General features: G+C 41.5%; 27 protein-coding genes. All 27 read right to left on the bottom strand.

Going from position 1 to position 23159, the window contains the following annotated elements:
* Positions 1 to 19 precede the first annotated feature (19 nt).
* Genes C5695_RS08310 through fliG form a run of 27 tightly spaced genes read right to left on the bottom strand, consistent with a single transcriptional unit; the run spans position 20 to position 23158 of the window.
* Complete coding sequence (locus C5695_RS08310) at positions 20 to 787, bottom strand: FliA/WhiG family RNA polymerase sigma factor (protein ID WP_117730316.1); 768 nt, start codon at positions 785 to 787, stop codon at positions 20 to 22.
* A gap of 24 nt (positions 788 to 811) precedes the next feature.
* Complete coding sequence (locus C5695_RS08305) at positions 812 to 1312, bottom strand: chemotaxis protein CheD (RefSeq protein ID WP_117730315.1); 501 nt, start codon at positions 1310 to 1312, stop codon at positions 812 to 814.
* Positions 1312 to 1938, bottom strand: coding sequence for a chemotaxis protein CheC (locus C5695_RS08300; RefSeq protein ID WP_117730314.1), 627 nt, complete (start codon positions 1936 to 1938; stop codon positions 1312 to 1314). The genes C5695_RS08305 and C5695_RS08300 overlap by 1 nt, the downstream gene beginning before the upstream one ends.
* 12 nt (positions 1939 to 1950) lie before the next feature.
* Positions 1951 to 2412 carry a chemotaxis protein CheW gene (locus C5695_RS08295; protein ID WP_117730313.1) on the bottom strand — a complete coding sequence of 154 codons (462 nt, stop codon included), beginning with the start codon at positions 2410 to 2412 and terminating at the stop codon, positions 1951 to 1953.
* A gap of 24 nt (positions 2413 to 2436) precedes the next feature.
* Positions 2437 to 4470, bottom strand: coding sequence for a chemotaxis protein CheA (locus C5695_RS08290; RefSeq protein WP_117730312.1), 2034 nt, complete (start codon positions 4468 to 4470; stop codon positions 2437 to 2439).
* A 5-nt stretch (positions 4471 to 4475) separates the two neighbouring features.
* Entirely contained in the window at positions 4476 to 5549 is a 1074-nt protein-coding gene (locus C5695_RS08285) for a protein-glutamate methylesterase/protein-glutamine glutaminase (RefSeq protein WP_117730311.1), read from the bottom strand.
* Entirely contained in the window at positions 5546 to 6451 is a 906-nt protein-coding gene (locus tag C5695_RS08280) for a MinD/ParA family protein (protein WP_117730310.1), read from the bottom strand. Before C5695_RS08280 ends, C5695_RS08285 begins: the two co-directional genes overlap by 4 nt.
* Positions 6448 to 7563 (bottom strand): flagellar biosynthesis GTPase FlhF, encoded by a 1116-nt coding sequence (gene flhF, locus C5695_RS08275; RefSeq protein ID WP_117730309.1) that lies wholly within the window; start codon positions 7561 to 7563, stop codon positions 6448 to 6450. Before flhF ends, C5695_RS08280 begins: the two co-directional genes overlap by 4 nt.
* Positions 7563 to 9596 (bottom strand): flagellar biosynthesis protein FlhA, encoded by a 2034-nt coding sequence (flhA, locus tag C5695_RS08270; protein ID WP_117730308.1) that lies wholly within the window; start codon positions 9594 to 9596, stop codon positions 7563 to 7565. The genes flhF and flhA overlap by 1 nt, the downstream gene beginning before the upstream one ends.
* A gap of 29 nt (positions 9597 to 9625) precedes the next feature.
* The gene (gene flhB / locus C5695_RS08265) at positions 9626 to 10714 is read right to left on the bottom strand and encodes a flagellar biosynthesis protein FlhB (protein WP_117730307.1); all 1089 of its coding nucleotides are present in this window, start codon (positions 10712 to 10714) and stop codon (positions 9626 to 9628) included.
* Complete coding sequence (fliR, locus tag C5695_RS08260) at positions 10711 to 11490, bottom strand: flagellar biosynthetic protein FliR (protein WP_117730306.1); 780 nt, start codon at positions 11488 to 11490, stop codon at positions 10711 to 10713. Before fliR ends, flhB begins: the two co-directional genes overlap by 4 nt.
* A 6-nt stretch (positions 11491 to 11496) precedes the next feature.
* Positions 11497 to 11766, bottom strand: a complete 270-nt coding sequence (gene fliQ, locus C5695_RS08255; RefSeq protein ID WP_003211206.1) for a flagellar biosynthesis protein FliQ — start codon at positions 11764 to 11766, stop codon at positions 11497 to 11499.
* 16 nt (positions 11767 to 11782) lie between these two features.
* On the bottom strand, positions 11783 to 12448 hold the full coding sequence (gene fliP / locus C5695_RS08250; protein ID WP_007499580.1) for a flagellar type III secretion system pore protein FliP: 666 nt from the start codon (positions 12446 to 12448) through the stop codon (positions 11783 to 11785).
* On the bottom strand, positions 12441 to 13100 hold the full coding sequence (fliZ, locus tag C5695_RS08245) for a flagella biosynthesis regulatory protein FliZ (protein ID WP_117730305.1): 660 nt from the start codon (positions 13098 to 13100) through the stop codon (positions 12441 to 12443). Before fliZ ends, fliP begins: the two co-directional genes overlap by 8 nt.
* 18 nt (positions 13101 to 13118) lie before the next feature.
* Positions 13119 to 13481 carry a chemotaxis protein CheY gene (locus tag C5695_RS08240; protein WP_003212360.1) on the bottom strand — a complete coding sequence of 121 codons (363 nt, stop codon included), beginning with the start codon at positions 13479 to 13481 and terminating at the stop codon, positions 13119 to 13121.
* Between the two features lie 27 nt (positions 13482 to 13508).
* Positions 13509 to 14633, bottom strand: a complete 1125-nt coding sequence (gene fliY, locus C5695_RS08235; RefSeq protein WP_117730304.1) for a flagellar motor switch phosphatase FliY — start codon at positions 14631 to 14633, stop codon at positions 13509 to 13511.
* Positions 14623 to 15621, bottom strand: coding sequence for a flagellar motor switch protein FliM (gene fliM / locus C5695_RS08230; protein ID WP_003212239.1), 999 nt, complete (start codon positions 15619 to 15621; stop codon positions 14623 to 14625). Before fliM ends, fliY begins: the two co-directional genes overlap by 11 nt.
* A gap of 32 nt (positions 15622 to 15653) precedes the next feature.
* The gene (gene fliL, locus C5695_RS08225) at positions 15654 to 16082 is read right to left on the bottom strand and encodes a flagellar basal body-associated protein FliL (protein ID WP_117730303.1); all 429 of its coding nucleotides are present in this window, start codon (positions 16080 to 16082) and stop codon (positions 15654 to 15656) included.
* Positions 16079 to 16294, bottom strand: coding sequence for a swarming motility protein SwrD (locus tag C5695_RS08220; protein ID WP_008344794.1), 216 nt, complete (start codon positions 16292 to 16294; stop codon positions 16079 to 16081). Before C5695_RS08220 ends, fliL begins: the two co-directional genes overlap by 4 nt.
* A gap of 37 nt (positions 16295 to 16331) precedes the next feature.
* Positions 16332 to 17123: a flagellar basal body rod protein FlgG gene (gene flgG, locus C5695_RS08215; RefSeq protein ID WP_117730302.1), complete on the bottom strand. Its 792-nt coding sequence runs from the start codon at positions 17121 to 17123 to the stop codon at positions 16332 to 16334.
* A 17-nt stretch (positions 17124 to 17140) separates the two neighbouring features.
* Entirely contained in the window at positions 17141 to 17587 is a 447-nt protein-coding gene (gene flgD / locus C5695_RS08210; protein ID WP_117730301.1) for a flagellar hook assembly protein FlgD, read from the bottom strand.
* The gene (locus C5695_RS08205; protein ID WP_117730300.1) at positions 17587 to 18909 is read right to left on the bottom strand and encodes a flagellar hook-length control protein FliK; all 1323 of its coding nucleotides are present in this window, start codon (positions 18907 to 18909) and stop codon (positions 17587 to 17589) included. Before C5695_RS08205 ends, flgD begins: the two co-directional genes overlap by 1 nt.
* Complete coding sequence (locus C5695_RS08200; protein WP_117730299.1) at positions 18910 to 19608, bottom strand: MotE family protein; 699 nt, start codon at positions 19606 to 19608, stop codon at positions 18910 to 18912.
* A gap of 12 nt (positions 19609 to 19620) precedes the next feature.
* Positions 19621 to 20064: a flagellar export protein FliJ gene (gene fliJ, locus C5695_RS08195; protein WP_117730298.1), complete on the bottom strand. Its 444-nt coding sequence runs from the start codon at positions 20062 to 20064 to the stop codon at positions 19621 to 19623.
* 7 nt (positions 20065 to 20071) lie between these two features.
* Positions 20072 to 21388 (bottom strand): flagellar protein export ATPase FliI, encoded by a 1317-nt coding sequence (gene fliI, locus C5695_RS08190; protein WP_117730297.1) that lies wholly within the window; start codon positions 21386 to 21388, stop codon positions 20072 to 20074.
* Positions 21385 to 22149: a flagellar assembly protein FliH gene (fliH, locus tag C5695_RS08185; RefSeq protein ID WP_117730296.1), complete on the bottom strand. Its 765-nt coding sequence runs from the start codon at positions 22147 to 22149 to the stop codon at positions 21385 to 21387. Before fliH ends, fliI begins: the two co-directional genes overlap by 4 nt.
* Complete coding sequence (fliG, locus tag C5695_RS08180; RefSeq protein ID WP_008344808.1) at positions 22142 to 23158, bottom strand: flagellar motor switch protein FliG; 1017 nt, start codon at positions 23156 to 23158, stop codon at positions 22142 to 22144. The genes fliH and fliG overlap by 8 nt, the downstream gene beginning before the upstream one ends.
* Position 23159 lies beyond the last annotated feature (1 nt).

The raw sequence follows: 23159 nt of genomic DNA, 5'->3' as shown, positions 1-23159 counted from the left end.
GTTTTCACTCACTAACTCTTTAAGATTGAATGGCTTTATCAAGCAGATGCTTCAGCTTGAACAATGCCTTTGAATGAATTTGCGAAATGCGCGAGGTAGATAAATTTAGCACTTGACCAATTTCCGTTAACGTCAATTCTTCTTTATAGAAAAGACTAATCACGAGCTTTTCTTTTTCCGATAGCTCCGTTATTTTTTCAGCAAGCTGTTCTATTAATTCATCTTTCAGCATCTTCTCTTCAGGTGTCACGGTTTTCTCATCGCGAATCATGACTTGGACGTTTTCACCGTCTTCTTGATCATGTAGCTTCTCATCGATTGAAAGTAGATTCGCAAAGAAACCTTCATTCATTGTTGTGACAACATCATGCTCACTCATGCCGAGCTCCTCTGCCACTTCTGTCGGCGTCACATTTCTCAAATAGCGCTGTTCAAGCTTTTCAATAGTCGCTTCTACTTTTTTTGTTTTTTCTCTTGATGTACGAGGCAGCCAGTCCTCTTTACGAAGACCGTCGATGATGGCCCCGCGAATTCTGAAGGATGCATAAGTGTCAAACTTCAGATCTCTACCGGGGTCAAATTTTTCAAGGGCATCATATAAACCGAGCATCCCTAGACTGATCAAGTCTTCTTTATGCACTGACTTCGGGAGACCGATGGAAATTCTTCCAACATGATATGTGACAAGCGGCATATAGCGGCGCATAAGATCATCTCCAGCAGCTGGGTCCTTCCACTCTTTCCATCTAGCCCATAGCGCCTGATCTTCGTAATTTAAGGATTGCATCTTTCTCCCCCTATACTTCCTTAGTTATATCTTCATAATACCTTGCTTCACAGTGCGGATCTCAAGCTCTGTCGTAAGCGGATCAAATTCAATCGTACGGCCATTGTTTCCGCCCGTATCCTCACTAATGATCGGGATGCGATAAAGAGACAGATGTTCTTTGACAGCTGCTACGTTTCTAGGTCCAATTCTCATCAGATCATTGGTTGATTTAAACTTAAACATTTCTGCGCCGCCAGCAAGTTTTGCCTTTAGCGCATGTTTGCGTGCTCCTTCTTTCAGAAGCAGATCAATCGTATGCTTGATCCCTGTATCTGCATATTTAGCCAAGTTCTCGACTGCCCCTTTAGCAAGAGAAGAGTCTGGAAGCATGACATGGACAAGACCTGCCAGCTTTTTTTCTTGGTCAAACAGAACAAGACCTACACAAGAACCAAGTCCGGATGTCCGAATCCGGTTCGGTGTTTTCACAAGTTGAACATCCGCTATACCAACCTTTACAACTGCCGGGATCTGAACGTTCATTACAGGTTACCTAATGCTTTGAATAGTTTTTCAAACGATTCAAAGTCTGGTAATAGAAACATATTTCCTTTCAGCTCTTGCTTATTTTGATCATCAAAAATAGATGTATCAATCACAATTGCCTGATCGCCTAGCGGGCTGAATTGCATTAACCCTTCACTAATGACAGCCCCGAACATATCGAGCGTGACATCTGGAACACTCGGGTGAAGCTGCAACTTTGTTAAATCTGCTAGTGCTGACAAATAAGAGCCTGCTAAAATATTCCCCAGCTCATGTAGTGCTGATGTCCCCATCGCATGCTCGTGAATGGTATCAATATCAAATGCCGGGTCCTGTACAAGCTCTCTTACAAATTGCTCTGCTTGCTCAAATGGCATAATGAAAAAGATAGAGCCGGATAAGTCTCCTTCCATTCGAAGAAAAATACTTGCAACTGGAAGGTCTGCTCCGCCAAAGAAATCCATTAAGTCTTCAAACGAGAGAACCTTGACAAACGGGACAGCCATATCGATTTTCCGATCCAATAGGCTGGCAAGAGCAGACGCGGCGTGGCCTGCTCCAATATTCCCAACCTCTCTTAATACATCCAGCTGTTCATCTTTTATTTCATTGAAAATGCTCATTTCACATCCCCCTTAATGAACAGGAGCATCTTGAACGCTCTTGTCGAGGACAGCACCAGGATGAATGATATTAAATAGACGCTGATCATGCTTAATGATACCTGTCACCCATGATTGTCCTTCTTTTTCCGCTGACTCAGGAGAAGATTCTACTTCTTCCTGATGGACTGTAATGACATCATTCGCTTCATCAACAATCCAGCCGACTTCAATGTCACCAGCTTGTACAATAATCATTCTTGTTTCATCTGTAACTTCGTTGTCAGTCGATCCAAGTCTGACTCTAAGGTCAATGACAGGCGTCACGACACCGCGCAGATTAATCACACCACATATATAAGGGGCAACGCCAGGAATTCTTGTCGGCTGCTGCCATTTTTCAATGGACTTTACTTCTGATACTGAAATGGCGTATTCTTTTTTGTTTACGATAAACACAATCATCTTTTCGCCAGTTTTGATATCTGTACTCATTTCAGACCGCTCCTCTATTGTTTTTTACTTGATCAGTGCATTACAGTCAACGATGAGTGCAACTTGACCATCGCCTAGGATTGTTGCGCCTGAGATCGCAAACACGTTTGGCAGATAATCTCCTAGTGATTTCAATACAACCTCTTGCTGACCAATAAATGAATCGACCACAAATGCTGTCAACTTATCTCCTTTACGAACAACGATGATGTGCAGCTCTTCCTCTAATTCATTCGCATTTGGTACTTGGAATTGTTTCTTCAAGTACACGACCGGTACGATAAATCCACGGAAATCAATCACTTCACGATCATGTGTTTGAAGGATGTCGCTTTTCTTAATGACAGCCGTTTCAATAATAGAAGAAATCGGAATCGCAAATGTTTCCTCTTCCAGTTTCACAAGAAGAACAGAAATAATCGATAATGTAAGCGGAAGCTGGATAGAGAATAGTGAACCCTGTCCTTCTGTTGAGTTGATGCTCACAGAACCGCCTAGTGATTCCAGCTTGTTTTTCACAACGTCAAGGCCTACACCGCGGCCTGAAATGTCAGAAATCGTATCAGCTGTAGAGAATCCTGCGGCTAAGATCAATGAATCAATTTGTTGATCTTCAAGTGTTTCCGCTTCTCTTTCCGTAATAACCCCACGCTCTAGTGCTTTTTCAAGCACTTTCTTACGGTTAATCCCGCCGCCATCATCTTCTACTTCAATGAAGACATGGTTTCCGCTATGGTAGGCTTTTAATAAAACTGTACCTTTTTCTGGCTTACCTTTTTTCACACGTTCTTCTGGCGATTCAATTCCGTGATCTAAACTGTTTCTAAGTAAGTGTAAGAGCGGATCTCCAATTTCATCGATCACTGTTCGATCAAGCTCTGTCTCAGCGCCTTCAATGATCAATTCAATTTTCTTATTCAACTCTTTTGTCAATTGACGAATCATACGCGGGAATCTGTTAAACACAGTTTCCACAGGGACCATTCTCATGTTCAGGATGATTGATTGCAGGTCTCCAGAAATACGTGTCATTCTTTCAACTGTGTCTGTGAGTTCGTTATTTTCTAATTCTTTTGCAATCTGTTCTAAACGACCTCTGTCAATAACCAGTTCTTCAAATAAATTCATCAGAGAATCGAGACGGTCAATGTTGACACGAATCGTTTTTGTTCCGCCGGCAGCTGCACCGTTATTGCCATTTGCTTTTGGTGCATCGCTTGCTGGTGATTTCGCAGCAGGAACGGAAACTTCTTCTTTTTTCTGTTCAGGTTTTGCATCTTGTTTTTCAGCTGAAGCCGTTTCTCCAAATGCAGGGACTTCAGAAATCTCAACATGTTCAACTTCTGAGATCGCTGTCACGATTTTTTTCACTTCATCCATCGATTGTTTAGATAAATAAGAAATACTGAATTCAGATTCAAAATCTTCTGATTCTAAAAGTTCTGCATTTGGAACGGTTTTGACGACTTCACCTGCTTCGTTCAGTCTTTCAAAGATCATATAGACTCGAACGGCTTTTAATAAACATGCGTCGCTTAATGTCACAGTGAGTTCATAACATTTAAAGCCTTGTTCTCTTGCTTCATCAAGCACCGTTCGTTCAAATTCGTTATAGTCAAGATCGTTACCAGATGATGCCGCTGACACATCCGCAGTTTCAACACTTGGAGCCGCCTCTGCATGGCTTTCTGTCACGTCTAGCTTTTTACTAATCTCTGTGACATCGCGTTTCCCATCGCCGCCTTCTGCAATTGATTGAACCATTGCTTCAAGGTGATCAAGTGCTTCAAACATCGTGTCCATCGACTCTGGAGTAACAATCATTTGTTCATTTCGAATGGCATCAAACATGTTTTCTAAATGATGCGTCAGTTGAGCCATATCATCATAGCCCATCGTTGCACTCATGCCTTTCAATGTATGAGCCGCTCTGAATATATCATTCACTAGCTGCAAGTCGGTTGGGTTCTTTTCTAAATCAAGAAGTTTTTCGTTACAAGTTTGTAAGTGTTCTCTGCTTTCATCTAAAAAGATATCTAAGTATTGGTTTACATCCAACGTGTTCACGCCCTCTCTTTTTTCATGGAGCTTATAATTGCATGTGCGATGTCATCCACATGCCTTGTTTCATGTGCAAGGCCTGCTTTAATGACTGATTTAGGCATTCCGAAAACAACACATGATTCTTCTTTTTCTGCAATGACTTTTGTATGACCGCTTGCGACCATTTTTTTGACACCTTCTGTGCCGTCACTACCCATGCCTGTCATAATGACAGCAATTTTCTCGTAACCCTTTATGCTGCTGATGGATTCAAACAAATAGTTTACAGAAGGTTTGTGCCGGCTTTCCGTGTCTTCTGGAGACAGTCTAATGACTAAGGACGCTCCTTGTTCATGAAGTGACATATTCATTCCACCAGGAGCTATGTAAGCCACTCCATTTTTAGCGATATCTCCATCTTGTGCTTCTTTAATCGTAATTTGAGATAAATGGTCTAACCTAGTAGCAAGTGATGCCGTAAATCCTGCCGGCATATGCTGCACAATCAAGATGGGAGCTTCTATGTCCTTGGGCAGCTTCGTGACGACTCTTTGAAGCGCCCTTGGTCCTCCCGTTGATGTTCCGATCGAAATAATCTTTCGGAGTGAGCCGCTTTTTACTGCTTGCGGTCGAGGTGCAGCGACTGGAATTGGCGGCTTCATCACCGGCTTAGGTGAGACTTTCACTTCAGTGCGTTTTCTTGACAGTCCTGCCGCAAGTACCCGCTCTACAATTTGACCTCTTACTTTGTGCAAATCGAGCGAAATACTTCCTGAAGGCTTTGTGACAAAGTCAAAAGCACCGAGTTCTAAGCAATGGATGGTTAAATCTTTCCCTTGCTTTGTCTGGCTTGACACCATAATCACGGCAAGGTCGTGTTCAGCCAGAATTTGTTTTAATGCTTCTGTTCCATTTAAAACAGGCATTTCCACATCGAGTGTGACAACATCTGGATTCAGTTCCTTGATCCGTTTTAAGGCATCTTCCCCATTTCGCGCCGTTCCGACGACTTCTATTTCTTGCTCGGCACTTAGGAAATCACTAATGAGCTTTCGCATAAAGGCCGAGTCATCTACTACAAGCACTCTAATCATGAGTCCACCTTCCTCCTTTTAAAAAAAGAGGACAACTTATCTATAAACGTATGCTGCTCTCTCTGTGCCTCTCTTATCTGCTGTTGATAAAGTGTTTCTGCCAGCATCTTAATGGTTTTACTCAGCCTTGAATGAGGCTGCTTGATATAAAATGGGATTTGTTCAGCCACTGCTTTAGGAACCGCAGGATCGTCAGGCACAGCACCAGCAAATACAAGTTTTCTGTGTAGAAATGAGGTGACCACTCCTGCTAATTTCCGGTAAGTTTCAGACCCTTCTGAAGGGGTTTTACACCGGTTGACAATGATCTGCACAGATTGTTCAAACTGATGGATAGCTAAGTGTTTAATGGCGCTATAAGCATCCATAATTGATGTTGGTTCTGGCGTTGTGACAACCACCACTTCTCCTGCTGATAAAACAAAAGGCAGTTGATCCTTCGACAAGCCTGCACCCATATCAAAGAAGATACAATCAAAGCTGTGCATCATTCTTTCCATCTCCTCTAGAAAGAAAGACCATTGATCTTTATCTAAAGAAAACAGCTGTTCAAGTCCGCTTCCGCCAGAAATGTAATAAAGGTTGTCCGTTCCTTGTGTCATCGCTGCTTGGAAGGATTTCTTTCTGACAAGAACATCTAATATAGAGCTAGTCGAGATTTTTCCAAGTAAAATATCAATATTCCCCATACCAAAATCAAGGTCGATGACTAACACTCGCTTGTCTGCATTCGCGATAGACAGTGCCATATTCAGCGTCAAATTCGATTTCCCTACCCCGCCTTTACCGCTCATGACGGCAATGGTTTTTGCCTGTCCACTTACGCTGAGAGGAGCCGGCGTGATCGTTTGACTTTGCTGAACAAGCTTTCTTAAACCTTCTGCTTGGTCGGGTTTCATCATTGTAAAACCATCCTTATTAATTCAACAGGAGAGCCTTCAAGAATATCTTCAGGCACATTTTGACCATTTGTTAAAAAACCAAGACCGATTTGAGTGTCTGCAATGATTTGAAAGATCGTTCCCATCGTGTCTGTTTCATCTACCTTTGTAAAAATGAATTGATCGATTGGAACATGTTCAAAACGCTTAACCATCGCTTTCATGTCCTGATACTTCGATGTCGCACTCATGACAAGAAAACTTTGAATGTTTTCATCAAATGGAATAATATCTGTCAGCTCTTTGATATATGCTTCTTCTTTAAAGTTACGACCAGCAGTGTCAATGAAAATATGATCATACTCTTTAAAGGTCTCTTGGGCTTTTACAAAATCCTCTCTCGAATAACAAACCTCAAGCGGTGCATTCAGAAGCTCCGCATATGTTTTTAATTGTTCAATCGCTGCAATTCGGTACGTATCTGTTGTAATAAATGCGATTTTCTTTTGCTGCTGAATGGCGGTTTTGGCAGCTAGCTTTGCAATTGTTGTTGTTTTACCAGCCCCAGTTGAACCAAAAAGCACGATATATTTTGATCGAATCATCGGCTCATCAGAGGTATGAGCTGGCAGCATATTTGTCAGTAGCTGTTCAAGTTCTTTTTTCATTTGACCTTCCTTGACAGCACCCTTTGTTAAAAGGTCTTTAAGGCACTCATCGCGAATGGCATCATCAAGACCTTGATCCTTCAGCTTTTGATCAATTGCTATGAGAGGATCAGGCAAAATACCAGCATGACGCTCATTCCTCGCATATTCTAAAGGCTGCGCAAGAGAAGGTTTTGTTTTCACTGCCTCAGGAATAGCAGATGGCTCTTCAGGTCGGTGTTGAACGTGCTCTTTTTTCGGAAATACTGGGAAAGGAGGCGCAGGTTGCAAACCTTTACTCGCTCTTTCTTCAAAATCTTGATCCAGCACTGCAATCACTTCAACCATTTGCTGTTTCTTTAAACCGAATAGCTTTCGTTTAACTACGGTTTTGGAGTTTAAAATGACGGCGTCTTTCCCAAGCTGCTGCCTAATTTGAATCGTTGCCTCCTGCATAGAATTCGCTGTGATTTTTTTCATTTTCATTAGATATCCACCACTCCGATGCTCTGTACTTCCACATTTGCTTCTAGTTCGTTATAAGATAGTACCGGTAAATCCGGGAAATATCTTTCTAACAGCTGCTTGACGTACATTCTTATAGGAGGTGAGCATAATAGAACCGGCGTTTCCTGACGAAGCGAAAGCTGTTCAATTTCTCTCGCCACTGATTGAATCACACTTTCAGAGGATTCTGGATCTAACGATAAGTAGTTGCCATGCTCTGTCTGCTGTACGCTGTCAGCAATCACCTTTTCAACTCGACCTGAGCATGTCACGACTTTCAATGATTCATTTTCTCTTGCGTATTGTGCGGTAATCTGTCTAGCCAGCGCCTGTCTGACATACTCTGTTAACAAATCTGTATCCGTCGTTAATTTGCCGTAGTCTGCAAGCGTCTCAAAGATGGTCACAAGGTTTCGAATAGACACTTTCTCTTTCAGCAGTTTTGCCAGTACTTTTTGAATATCACCGACTGCCAGCGGATTTGGCGTTACCTCATCCACTAAAACAGGATAAGTCTCTTTAAGATGATCGATTAATTGCTTCGTTTCTTGGCGTCCGAGCAGCTCATGCGTGTTTTGTCTAATTTTCTCTGTAATATGAGTAGACACAACTGATGCAGGATCTACAACCGTATAACCAAGCATCTCAGCCTGATCTTTTTCTGCTTCTGATATCCATTTAGCCGGAAGACCGAAGGATGGTTCGATTGTTTCAATCCCTTCAATCGGATCATCATCAGGTGTAGGGGACATCGCTAAGTAGTGATCAAGCAGCAGTTCACCCTTTGCCACTTCGTTCCCTTTTATTTTGAGACGATATTCATTTGGGTTAAGTGCAATGTTATCTCGAATTCGGACAACTGGAATGACAAGACCTAATTCGAGGGCAAGCTGCCTTCGGATCATCACAATTCGATCTAACAGATCTCCACCCTGATTTGCATCGGCGAGCGGGATCAAGCCGTAGCCAAATTCAAATTCTATGGCATCCATTTGCAGAAGGTGAATGACGCTTTCTGGACTTTTCATCTCTTCTACCTCTGCCTGTTCCTCCAGTACCTCTTCAATTTCTTCTTGATCCTGTTTGTTTTTCGACATCAAGTATGCCCCGAGTGCAAGTAAACCTGCGATCGGTCCTGTCAAAAGAATACCAATAGGCGTGAACAAGCCAAGAAGGAAGATCGTGCCTGATGTGACGTAAAGCATGGCCGGGAATGCAAAAAGCTGACCCGTAATATCTGATCCAAGGTTTCCGTTAGAAGCTGCTCTCGTCACGACAATCCCTGTCGCTGTTGAAATGAGGAGTGCAGGTATTTGTGAAACAATTCCGTCCCCTACCGTTAAAAGGGTAAAGTGGGAAGCTGATTCTTGAATAGACATTCCTTGCTGAATCATCCCAATAATGATGCCAAAAATAATATTGATAATGACGATAATAATACCTGCGATGGCATCCCCTTTGACAAACTTACTTGCACCATCCATCGCTCCATAAAAGTCGGCCTCTCTGGCTACTTTATCACGGCGGTTTCTCGCTTCACTTTCTGTCAGCATCCCTGCATTTAAATCTGCATCAATACTCATTTGTTTCCCTGGCATCGCATCGAGTGTAAATCTGGCAGCTACCTCTGAAACACGCTCAGCCCCTTTGGTGATAACAACAAACTGAATGATGATCAGAATCAGGAAGACCACAAGACCAACGAGTACATTTCCTCCAACAACAAATGAACCAAACGTTTCTACAACCTTTCCAGCATCTCCAGTCGATAAGATAGAACGAGTAGTAGAGATGTTGAGCCCTAAACGGAAAAGTGTTAAGAGCAGTAGCAACGATGGGAAAATTGAAAATTGCAGCGGTTCTTGCATGTTCATTGTGGTGAGAAGCACGATAAGCGCAAGAGAAATATTAATAATGATTAAAATACTTAATAGAACGGGCGGAAACGGTATGACCAGCATCGCCACAATTAAAATAACACTGAATAAAACAGATAAATCCCTTGCTGACATGCCTGTTCTCTCCTTTTAAAACCAAAAATTCATAAAATCTTTTGTTTCGTTTTATAGACGTAAGCTAAAATTTCGGCGATTGCCTTAAAGTATTCCTCTGGCACTGCTTGATCAATGTCAACTTGATCATAAAGCGCACGAGCGAGCGGCCGGTTTTCTACAGTCATGACATCGTGCTCTTTCGCAATCGTTCTAATTTTCAAAGCCAAAATGTCTGTCCCTTTTGCTACAACATAAGGAGCATCCATTTTTTCTTCGTCATATTTCAAGGCAATTGCGTAGTGCGTCGGGTTTGTAATGATGACGTCCGCTTTTGGGACTTCCTGCATCATCCGTCTCATGGCCATTTCCCGCTGCCGCTGTTTAATTTTAGATTTTATGAGCGGGTCACCCTCAGATTTTTTATACTCATCTTTGATGTCTTGTTTGGACATCCGTAAGTTTTTTTCGTAATCAAATTTCTGATACATATAATCAAGCCACGCTAAAATCAAGAGCGCACCTGCTGCATAGAGACCCATAATGAGGGTCATATTTGCGACGAAATGAAGGGTTTCCTCTGCTGTTAATAAAGGAAGCCGCAGGATTTCATCAAAGTGCGTCCAAAGTGCAATGAATGTCGCAAAACCAACAAATCCAATTTTTAAAATGGATTTTAATAGCTCTACAAGGGCTCGAATACTGTATATCCGTTTAAACCCTTTGATTGGATCGAGTTTTTCTAATTTCGGTTTGATTACTTCTGTCGAAAAGAGAAACCCGACTTGTAAGTAGTTACTAATGATACCTGCCAGCATACCAACACCAAGGATTGGCATGAGGAGGAGCGCTGTTTCTTGAAGCAATTCCACAAATAGTTGATGAATATTAGATGTGCTAACTTTCATTAGCATGGTTGTTGAATAAAAACGTTCGATGAGCGCTATAATACGCTCTTTCATAAAAGGCCCAATAAAAAAGAATGATAAAAAGATTAGTAGAAATGAGATGGCTGTATTGACGTCGGTGCTTTTGGCAACCTGCCCTTTTTTACGTGAGTCCTGTCTCTTTTTTGGCGTTGCTTTTTCTGTTTTTTCACCTGCGAAAAATTGCAAATCTAGTCTCAGTCTTGAGATCATGACGAACCACCGACCAATGCTAAGAAATTCCGCATGGTGAGCACAATCGTTTCAAATGTATTTTGAACAACACCGAAAATGACACCCATACAAATGATGATCATAATAAAACTCACACCCATTTTAATAGGAAGTCCGACCACAAATACGTTCATCTGCGGAACTGTTCGTGCCACAATGCCTAATGCCAAATCGACCAAAAATAAACTGGCCACAACTGGTGCTGAGATTTGAAAGGCAATGATGAACATTTGGTTGAAGCTCTTTGCAATAAAGTAAGCAAAGGATTCACTGCCGAAATTCAGCGCATACTGATCAACTGCAATATATTGAAAGCTGTAATAGATCCCATCAAGCAGCAAATGATGTGCATTGGTTGCGAGCATCAATAGCAATGTGACTGTATAAAAAAACTGTCCCATCAGCGGCGTTTGTGCCCCTGTTTGTGGATCAATGACATTGGCGATCGCAAACCCCATTTGAAAATCAATGAATGAGCCGGCAATTTGAACAGCGGACACCATGATATATGCAATCAGTCCAAGCAGAAGTCCGACCATTGCTTCTTTCACCGCAAGCATCATATAAAGGCCGTCTATGTCGAGTGCTGGCGGTTCTTTAATCGTGCTAAAACTGATCACGGCTAAAAACAGTGAGAATCCAACTCTGTGTATAGCTGGGATTGTTCTATGCGCTAAAAGCGGTACTGTCACAAAAAAAGCAGTGATTCGAATAAAAACTAAAAGAAAAGCAGGGAATAATTCTATGATTGACATCGCCGGTTAACCTGCAAATCGATCTAAATTCGAGAACAGCTCTGTCGTAAAGGACACAATTGTCGACAGCATCCATGGACCAAATACAACAAGTCCAATGAGAACTGCCACAATCTTAGGAATAAACGCAAGCGTCTGTTCTTGAATTTGGGTTGTCGCCTGAAACACACTGACAATCAGTCCCACAATGAGTGCCAGCGCTAAAAGAGGCCCGCTGACTAGTAATACAACATACACTGACCTTTCAGCCATCGTAATGACAAATTCTGAACTCATGTTTTAAGCACCTACTCTAAAAGCTTTGCAGCAAAGATTTAACTATCAAATACCATCCATCGACTAGAACAAATAACAATATTTTGAAAGGGAGCGATATCATAACTGGCGGAAGCATCATCATCCCCATTGACATCAAGACACTTGCAACCACCATGTCAATAATTAAAAATGGAATAAAGATCATGAAACCAATTTGAAATGCCGTCTTTAATTCTGATATTGCAAAAGCGGGTACCATCGCCGTTAAAGGAATATCTTTTATCGATTCAGGTGTATCCATTTTTGCGTAACTAAGAAATAAAGCCAAATCTTTCTGTCTCGTATGTTTACTCATAAACTCTTTAATCGGCACTTCGGCTTTTTCATATGCCTGATTTAACGTAATATCATCATTTAAAAGCGGCGTAAGTGCCTCCTTATTAATCTCTGAGAACGTGGGTGCCATGATAAAAAATGTGAGAAACAAAGCAAGCCCTACAAGCACTTGGTTTGGCGGCATTGAGTTGGTTGCAAGTGACGTTCTGACGAATGAAAGAACAATCACAATCCGTGTAAAACACGTCATTAAAATGAGAATGCCTGGCGCAACCGAAAATACGGTTAAAAGTAAAAGCAGACGGACAGATGTGCTAATATTCCCTGCGCCGCTGGAATTAAATAAATCGATAAACTCATTCATTTTGTTTCGGGCCTTTCTTTCTGACTTCTGATTGGGTCTTTTTCAATTCGGCTAGCTGCGCCTTTAAATTGGCTGAAAAAGAAGAAGTGGTTGACTGATTTTGTTTCTTTACCTGCGAAGTGAATTTTTGAACGATTTTTGGAAGATCTGTCTTGCTTTCCATCGCTTCTTCATATTGTTTCACGATCGCTTCACATTCTTGTTCATCATCAATTTCTTTTAGCAACTGAATGGAATCAGCTACACCGACAACTAATACTCGTTTGCCCACTTTGATAAGCTGGACTGAACGGTTTTGACCAACTGTCGTTCCACCAATATTTTCAACATAACGAAATGGTTTGAGTAAACGGTTTTGCTTACCAACAAATCTCACCAATCCGTATATGAGCAGGATGACAAAAAGTAAGGCACCAATCATTTTGACAAAATCCATAATGGAGACAGAAGAAGAGGGAACTTCTTCTGCCGGATTCGTTTGATTGTTAGTGGTTTTCTTTTCTTTATCCTCTTTGCTGCCTTTCTCTTCTTTAATCCAGTCATTCACTGTGCCATTTTCAGGATCTTTCGTTTCAGCAAACAGTGAGGCAGGCTGCATCGTCAAGAAAAGCATAAAACTGATCATTGCTATACATATCAAACGTTTTTTCAACAAGTCTTACACCCTTTTTTAGCCTAACGTTTTATTAATTGCTTCAAGTACACGGTCTGCCTGGAACGGCTTTACGATAAAGTCTTTTGCACCTGCTTGGATCGCATCAATAACCATGGACTGTTGTCCCATTGCAGAACACATGATGATCTTTGCAGAAGCATCGATTTGTTTAATTTCTTTTAAAGCTGTGATCCCGTCCATTTCTGGCATTGTGATATCCATTGTCACAAGATCTGGAGAAGTTTCTTTAAATTTTTCAACAGCTTGAGCGCCGTTTTCTGCTTCTCCTACTACATCAAATCCATTTTTTACAAGAATATCCTTTATCATCATTCTCATGAATGCTGCATCATCTACGATTAATACCTTAGTAGCCATTTACTTATTCTCTCCCTATATGTTTGTTTATTTTAAATTAGATAGTCTTTCTGACTGACTTAAAATGTCAGTTACACGAACACCAAAGTTCTCATCAATGACAACGACTTCCCCTTTGGCGACGATGCGTTTGTTAACTAGAATGTCTACTGGCTCTCCAGCAAGTTTGTCCAGTTCAATGATACTTCCAGCTGAAAGTTCAAGAACTTCTTTCACACTACGCTGAGTTCTTCCAAGTTCAACCGTAATAGAAAGTGGAATATCCATCAGCATATCTAGATTTCCAAGCTGACTTGTCGTGTGCTGAGGCTCACTGAACGCTTCAAATGTAACAGGTGCTACATTTACAGGTTCTGCCGGTTTTGGCTTCGCCTGTCTTTTCGGAGGAGCTGCTTGCTGCGCTGGTGCAGATTGCGTCTGCGGCGCTGCCTGCTGAGGTTCAGGTGTACTCGTTTGAGGTTCTTGAACCGGCTCTTCCTCTTGCGCAGAGACTGTTAATTCTGCGATTAAATCCTTCGCAAATGTAATAGGATAAAGCTGCATAATATTTGAATCAATGAGTTCACCTATTTTTAATCTGAAGGACACCTTGACAAGCATTTCTTCAGCTGGAATTCGGTCTGTTCCTTCTCCTTCTTTCACATCAAGTAATTCGACGCGAGGCGGAGAAATATCAATCTTTTTATTAAAGACCGTCGACATGGATGTTGCAGCAGAACCCATCATTTGGTTCATTGCTTCTTGTACTGCACTTAAGTGAATCTCGCTTAAAGAAGGGTCAGCATTTGTCCCGTCTCCGCCCATCATTAAGTCCGCAATGACTGCTGCATCTGTTTGCTGGACGACAAGCAGGTTACTTGCACTGAATCCTTCCGTATAGTTCACTTCAATCGCGACGTACGGATGAGGAAATTCCTCATTCAGCTTACTCTTTTGAATCACTGTGACAGTTGGAGTGGTAATCTCCACTTTTTGATTTAATAGGGTTGAAAGTGCTGTTGCAGAGCTACCAAATGAAATATTTCCAATTTCCCCAATGGCATCTTGTTCCATTGCAGAAAGGACTGTATCAGGCTCTATATCGTCATTGCTGCCTCCTTTTAGGAGCGCATCAATTTCATCTTGTGATAATTTACTTCCGTTATTCTCCATCTTCTTCACCTCTTATGTCGTGATCTAGAATTTGAATCGCCTGTTTCCGATTCACGCGGCCGGCCTGTCCCAAGAATTTCGGTTTATTTCCGACCATAACAGTAAGAGGCGCATTTACTGGTTTGTCCAGGGCAATACAATCACCAATTTCCAAATTCAAAAACTCTTCCACCGTCATTTCCGATTCCCCTAGCTCTGCGACTACCGGTATTTTTGCCGTCATAATCCGTTTTTCAATGGCCTTTGTTTCTTGTTGCTTTGGTTCATTTCGTTCAGACTGCATCCAGTAGTGTACAGACAGCTTCGGAATAATAGGCTCTAATACAACATGAGGAATACATAGGTTAATAACCCCGCTTACCTCACCAATTTGTGTATTAAGAGAAATGACGACAACTGTTTCGTTTGGTGACACCATTTGAACAAACTGGGGATTTACCTCGAAATCTGCCATTTCTGGCTCGATGTCGGTTATGGACTGCCACGCTTCTCTGTAATTTTCCAAAGCTCCCTCAAACATGTTTGAGATAATCTTTGTTTCGATTTCTGTAAGTGATTCTGTCTTATTATGACTAATGCCAATCCCGCCCATCAGCCTGTCCATCATGGCATAGCCGATTGTTGGGTTCACTTCAAGCATGATTCTTCCTTCAAGTGGGCTGACATAAAATAAGTTTAATAATGTCATATTAGGAATCGAACGAATAAATTCTTCGTATGGTACTTGGTCAACCGAGCTGACAGTAATTTGAATATATGATCGTAGCTGAGCTGAAAAGTGCGTGGTGAGCAGTCTAGCGAAGTTATCATGAATCCTTGTTAAACTTCGAATCTGGTCTTTTGAAAAACGCAGTGCACGTTTAAAGTCATACACCTTTACTTTTTTCGTCGTTTCTTCTTTTTTCAGCTCTTCTGCATCCATTTCACCTGTAGATATGGCGGATAATAATGCATCGATCTCATTCTGGGAAAGCACTTCTCCTGACATTTCTTCACCTCCATCGTGTCAATTAATCGCCTCTATTGCAGATTAAAGGAGGTTATATATACTTCTTTCACCTTGCCATCTTGCAAATAGTTATTCACTTTGTTTTTGACTTGTGTTTTAAAATGTTCTCTGCCTTTTTTGCCATCAAGTTCATCTGCATTTGTGTCAGATAAAATATCGATTACGGCATCTTTCACTTGAAAACTTCTTTTCTCAAGCTCTTCTTTTGCTTTTTCAGAGTCCGTTTCAATATTCAATACAAGTTTAACCGCATTTCCTTCAGACTTTAAATTAGTAACAATCTCAGGAATTTCAACAGAAGCTTTTACGACTTCATCTGCTGTTGGCTCTTTTTCAGCTTTTGCTTCGTCTGATCCATTCAGCAGGTAGATGATGCCTGCTCCTATTCCACCGATGGCAATAATCATGATTAGCATTACTACGACTAATTTCTTCTTCATTCAAACTCCTCTATTCCTTGGTTCAATGAAATGACTTGGATTTTTCTGTAGAAAGAAATGATCTTCTCTTGAAGCTGCTCTTCATCTTCTTTCACAACGAATTTCTTTCCATTGGCTAATGTAATGGTCGTGTCTGGAAAGCTTTCGATTTGCTCAATATGGAGAGCGTTCAGCATAAATCCTTTGCCATTCAATCTTGTCACTTCAATCATATTAAGCAGAGAAGCGATCACTCGCTCCCCCTACCTCCTATCGTTTCAGATTCACAAGCTCTTGAAGGATTTCATCAGATGTTGTGATCGTCTTTGCATTCGATTGGAATCCGCGCTGTGCGATAATCATTTCGGTAAACTCGTCTGTTAAATCAACGTTCGACATTTCAAGTCTACCTGTTTGGATCACGCCCGTTCCTTCTTCACCAGGTACGATAGGGTTACTTGGTGCACCTGAACTTAACGTTTGGCGGTAAAGGTTGTCACCAACTTTGTCTAACCCTCCTGCGTTACGGAACGAAACGAGTGATACTTGACCAACGGTTCTTGATACATTGTTTTCAACAACCGAAATCGTCCCATCTGGACCAACACTCACACTTGAAATGCCATCTGGAATCGTTATCTTTTGTCCATCCATTCCAAGCAGGTAATTTCCATCAGAAGTGACTAAGCTTCCCTCTGAATCAGGTTTGAAATTCCCAGTTCTTGTATAAAGAATTTCTCCTTGACTTTGAATACGGAAGAATCCATCACCATTGATATAGAAGTCATACGGTTCATCTGTATTTTGAGAAGCTCCCGCTGACATGATTTTATCAATAGAAGATAAAGATGATCCTAAACCAACTTGTTTCGAGTTGATTGAACCAGAGTTGTTCGTCGGCCCACCAGAACTTGAAATGGTTTGGCTGACCATATCTTTAAAAGTGATACGGCTTTTTTTGTATCCGTGTGTATTGACGTTGGCTACGTTATTGGCTACAACATCTAATTTTGTCTGGAAGTTTTTCATTCCGCTAATTCCTGAGTAAAGTGAGCGTAACATTTATTTTCCTCCTCGAATTACTTCGTTTTTTCTCCAACTGCTGTAACATCCCAAGGGCTGATTTTCGTCCCATCTTCTAAATATAGGAAGTATTCATTGTCAATGTTTTTCACAGACTTCACAGTGCCAGATATCTCTTTATCATCCAATTTGCCCGATACTTCTTTACCAATCCACCCTACATACGTCGTAAACGGATCTTGGTGTGCAACAAATGTAGACATGAGCTGATTCAGCTTGGTGATAGAATCGTTCATATTGGTTTGCTGTTCTAAAGATGAAAATGTCGCAAGCTGTGTGACAAACTCACGGTCATCTAGTGGATTTGTAGGATCTTGGTTTTGAAGCTGTGTGAGCAATATTTTCAAGAATTGATCTTTGCCAAGCGTATCTGTTTTCTTTGCTGCGTTTGAAGAAGTGTCTGTTTGTGCGACTGTTCTATTCGTAGCATCAACTGTTGCCATTAGATTTCCTCCTCTTCTTCATCTGATCCAACAAGAGCATCCAGTACATCTTGGAATTCTGCTTCCTGTTCATCAGGCTGCTGAAAATCGTGTCCTTTTGACTGCTGTTGCTTGTTTTGTTCATTAAACTGTCCAAATAACGACTGTTCATTTGATTGAAGTGGTATATGGAAACGGTCCACTTGAACCGACATATTCGGAAGCGCCTGCTTGAGCTGCGGCAGGTGATGCTCTAACAGCTCTTTTGCCGCTTGTGTCGAAGCAGTAATCTTACTCGCATACATACCATTTTGCTTCGTCAGCTGAATCGTGATAAATCCGAGATTTTCTGGATTTAATCGAACTGTAAAGCGTCCGCTTGAGTTACCAAATGGCGTGAATTTCATTTGCTTCCACGTATTTAGAATTTGCTGATCAACCGTTCCCGGCTTTTCATCAGTTGTTTGTGTCTGCTGAACAGGAGCTGCTGATTGCAGTTGAAAAAGCTGCTTATGACCTGGCAAAAGCGTATGAGTGATCGTTTTTTCAGAAGCAGGTGCAGCAGTGCTTTGCCCTTTGACCACTTCTTTTTTGATGAGCCATTCAAGAGAGGCAGCCCCTTTAGCAGGAGTAGCAAGAGTAGATTCTTGTCTTGGAGAGACCAATTCTTTCAATTCTCCTAAGGCAATTTTCAACTCTTTGTCTGACCCTTTTGCATTTGCCATCATATGGTCGATTAACTGATTAAAGTGTTTCAGTTCACTTTGAGACATTGAATTCAGCTTTGGCGCTGATCCCTGCGAGAAGAACTGCTCTTTGACTTGCTGAATCAGTTTCTCATCTACTCCATTTTTCGAAAGAAAGTGAATGAAGTCTTGACCTTTCGTTTCAATATCCTTTACTAGCTTTGTATCAATGCTGAGCGGCTGTTGATTGAGCAGTTGATATAAGAAAAAGTGGACTTGTATGAGCTGCTCACTATGTTCAGAAGCTGGCTGATCAGTTTGATCACCGTAAATCGACGATTCCATTTTTTGGAATAACTCTTCAAGTGACTTGAGATCAGATGAATCAAGCGTTTGACCTTGAAGTGTTTGAAGCGCTCCAAGGAGCTCTCCGTCGATCCCTTCTTCCGGTGATTGCATCCATTTTTCAATGATTTGCATCGCATCATTGATGGAAAGAGAGGCACTCGCTTTCTCAGCATTAACAAGACCGCTTTGTGCGCCTGCACCGCTAAGCAATTGTTTAAACAACCCACGTGCAGATGCCGCATCGCTCCCTTTTACTCCCAAAAGACCTTGAGAAGATTGCTGTAAGGCTCCAATATCCAATAGCTTCACTTATTGTCCACCCCCATTTTCACTTTCTTCTTTTTTGGCAAGCTCTTTCGTAAATGTAGCCGCCTTCTGAGGTGTTAGTTTTGCTAATATGTCTGTTAGTTTATTTTTGCTCAGCTCTTCAAGGATCTTCAATGCCTCTTTATCACTTAATTCTGATAAAATTTTGGCGGATTTCCCTGCGTCCATGCTTTCATAGATGCTGGCAACTTTCCCTTTTTTCTTCTGATTAGAAGATGCTGACGCATCTGAGGAAGTCCCTGCTGCATTATTGTCTGACGTATTGGTTGAGCTGCCATTTGATGAACTGTCATCCGCTGACGTATCATTCGCATTATTTTCAGACGTTTTTTCAAGTGAACTGATTTTTTGATTCAGTCTTTTAATCTCTTCATCACTTGTTTTTAAATCTTTTTGTGCAATTTCAAGCTCATTTTTTTGCTCTTTAATGGTCTTCTTCAATTCTTTCAGCTCTGCTTCACTTTGATTATTATGTGAAGATGACGTTTTTGAGGTGTCATCTGATCCAACCAAACTGCTTACGCCCGGAATGTTTTGGAGCGGTTTTTTTAGATCAAAACCTGCCATATAAAGGATTGTGCCAGCCACTAACACAAGCACAATCAATGGGATGATGACAATAAACAAGATCCATTGAAATTTACCGCCGCTTGATTCTTTCGTTTTTTCCTTCTTAGGCATTCATCTCGACTCCTAATGTCCTTGAAACATGAATTGGCTGATAGAGATATCATCCATTTCTTTCATTTCAATTGCCTTATGTTCAAGGGAAAACTTTTCATACTGCTTTTCTTTCATTTTTTCAAACTTTTTAAACTCAATGTTTTTTTCTGTTAAATCAGATTGTTTTTCATTCATTTGATGGCGTTTCATGATCACAAGCTGCTGATAATGCTGAATGGTGTTATCCAAATTGGTCACAAATTGCTGGTAATGACGCATTTCTTGAACACTCATTCCGCTTCTCAGCTTTTCTTCCTTGCTTTTTTCCATTAGCTCTTTTTTACTCATATTTTCATAGAGTTTTTCAGCAACTTGCTCAAATGCCGAAACGGATTGTTGGTACGCTGCGAGTGACTTGTCTTTTTCATTTTCTTTCAGTTCTAAGAGTTTTTGAAATTTGTATTGATATCTCACTGTTTTGTCAATCCTCTCTATTCATCAAACGGAGCAATAAGCTCACACTGTCTTCAATCGATACAGCCTCTTCAACATCCTGCTTCAAAAATGAAATGAGATGCGGATAAGCCTGCATAGCCTCATCAATGTCTTTCGAAGAGCCTTTTTTATATGCTCCAATGTTAATGAGGTCTTCAGCGTTTTGATAGGTGGATAAAAGCTGGCGGAACCGGTTGGCCGCTTCCTTATGATCATGACTTGCGATATTGCTCATCACACGGCTGATACTTTTCAGAATATTAACAGCGGGAAATTGTCCTTTGTTGGCTAAAGCGCGATCAAGTACAATGTGGCCATCCAGGATCCCCCTGACTGTATCAGCAATCGGCTCATTCATATCGTCACCATCAACAAGCACTGTGTAAAACGCTGTGATGGAACCAAGCTGATTCGTTCCAGTTCGTTCAAGCAATTTTGGCAGTATAGCGAACACCGAAGGCGTATAACCTTTTGTTGTTGGTGGCTCACCAGTTGCAAGACCTATTTCCCTTTGTGCCATGGCGATCCTTGTGACAGAGTCCATCATAAACATCACATTTTTGCCTCTGTCTCTAAAATATTCCGCAATAGCAGTTGCTGTGTAAGCGGCCTTCAGCCTTGTCAGTGCTGGTTGATCCGAAGTTGCGACGACAACAATCGATCGCTTCAATCCTTCAGCACCTAAATCCTTTTCGATAAACTCACGAACTTCACGGCCACGCTCTCCAACAAGGGCAATGACATTCAAATCTGCTTCTGTCTGCTTTGCAATCATCCCCATTAAGGTGCTTTTTCCAACACCACTTCCAGCAAAAATTCCGATCCTTTGACCAGTGCCAACTGTGAGGAGACTGTCGATCACTCTGACACCAACACCCATCGTTTCTCGAATAGGCGGTCTGTCCATTGGATTCGGAGGAGACTGATCTGTTGAAACAGGTGCAAGTCCCTTCGGAAGCATGCTGCCGTCTAAAGGATGACCAAAGGCATCAACGACTTCACCAATCAACCCAGTCCCTACTTTGACCTTCAGCGACTCACCTGTCGCTTCAACAAGACTTCCTGGTGAAATATTGGATGCTTCTACATAAGGCATGAGCAGAATATTTTCATCTCTAAACCCTACGACCTCTGCTTTTATCGGATGGTGCTTACTCCCTTTTTTATGAATGAGACAAACGTCTCCGATAGAACTCTCGGGCCCCTTCGATTCAATCATCAGTCCAACAACTCGATTGACTTTACCGAATCGTTTATAAGGATCTGCGGTTTCAATCGTTTCTTTTAACGCATCCATGTTCATTTGTGATCACCTGAATCAATGACTTCTAGTAATTTTTCTTTCAACTGATTCATTTGGGTATCAACACTCGCTTCCACTTTTCCAAAACTTGTTTCTACGTAACAAGTTCCTTTTGGCGCTTTTTCATCCGAGTAAATGGCAAGGTGTGTATCCTTTTGCAGGATTCTCATTAATTCGTCTTTGTAATCCATCACATGATCGTAATGTTCAGGGTCAACATAGATGGAAATATCGTCATATTCTTTCACTTCTGAAATGACCTGTTTCACAAGAGCAAAAAATTGATCTTTCGTGTCCTCAGCCGAATACCATACGCGTTTGGCGAGTTCAAAAGCGAGTTCCACAATTTTCTCAGCGGAGCTTTCAATTTTTTCTTCGTAGTCCTGCTTTGCAAGACTCACAATGTCATTTGCTTGATCAAGAATCGATTGATACTGCCTATTCGCATCCGCTTCGCCCTTTTGAAAGCCTTCTTGATAGCCTGTTTGTTTCGCTTCTTCAATGAGCTGCATTCTTTCTTCTTCAAAATCAGCGCGGCGCTGATTGATTTCAGCCATTGTTCTTTCAAGCTCACTATTTGCCTTTTCTACTATACGGCTTGCTTGATCTTCAGCGTTACTTAATACGAGCTGCGATGCTTCTGTTTCATTGACAAGCTCTTCTTCGTGATGTTCTTTTTTGAACTCCACTTGCTGCAAAGGAATCGTTTGCCGGCCTTGCTCAGGAATAACAGATGTTTCGTGTTTGATAATCCTAGACAATGATATCGTCTCCTCCGCCTCGAGCTATGACGATTTCTCCAGCTTCCTCGAGTCGTCTTACGATGCTGACAATACGGGTTTGTGCTTCTTCGACATCTCTAAGCCGGACAGGTCCCATAAACTCCATTTCTTCTTTGAATGTTTCAACCATTCGCTGGGACATGTTGCGGAAGACAATTTCTTTGACCTCTTCGCTTGCCACTTTAAGAGCGAGCAATAAGTCATCATTTTCTACATCTCTGATAACGCGCTGAATCGCTCTGCTGTCAAGAGTAACAATATCTTCAAAGACAAACATACGTTTCTTGATTTCATCAGCAAGCTCAGGATCTTGAATTTCAAGTGTGTCTAAGATGGTCTTCTCAGTCGCACGGTCTACACCATTTAGTACTTCTACAACCGCTTCGACCCCGCCCGTTTGCGTGTAGTCCTGTGTGAAGGTTGAAGAAAGCTTTTGTTCAAGAATACGTTCCACTTCATTGATGATCTCTGGAGATGTGCGATCCATTAAGGCAATACGTCTCGCAACCTCTGTTTGTACTTCCTCGCCTAACTCAGATAAAATTTGCCCAGCTTGTACTGGATCTAAGTAGGAAAGGATGAGCGCGATGGTTTGTGGGTGCTCATGCTGGATAAAGTTTAAGATTTGTTCTGGGTCAGCCTTTCGAGCAAAATCAAATGGTTTCACTTGAAGTGAGGATGTTAATCGGTTTAAGATGCTATCCGCTTTGTCCTCACCAAGCGCTTTTTCAAGCACTTGTCTTGCATACATAAGACCGCCTTGTGATATGTAGTCCTGCGCGATGGCGATGCTGTGAAACTCTTCGATGATTTCATCTTTTTTAGCAGTATCTACACTTCGTACATTGGAAATTTCTAATGTTAATTTTTCAATTTCGTCTTCAGACAGATGTTTGTATACAGATGCTGACACGTCTAGCCCTAAGGAAATCATTAGGATTGCTGCTTTTTGTCTGCCTGTTAGTCGATTTGGATCTTTTCTCGACATG

Source organism: Bacillus pumilus (assembly GCF_003431975.1).
Classification (GTDB): domain Bacteria; phylum Bacillota; class Bacilli; order Bacillales; family Bacillaceae; genus Bacillus; species Bacillus pumilus_N.
This window is presented reverse-complemented; position numbering and strand designations above follow the sequence as displayed.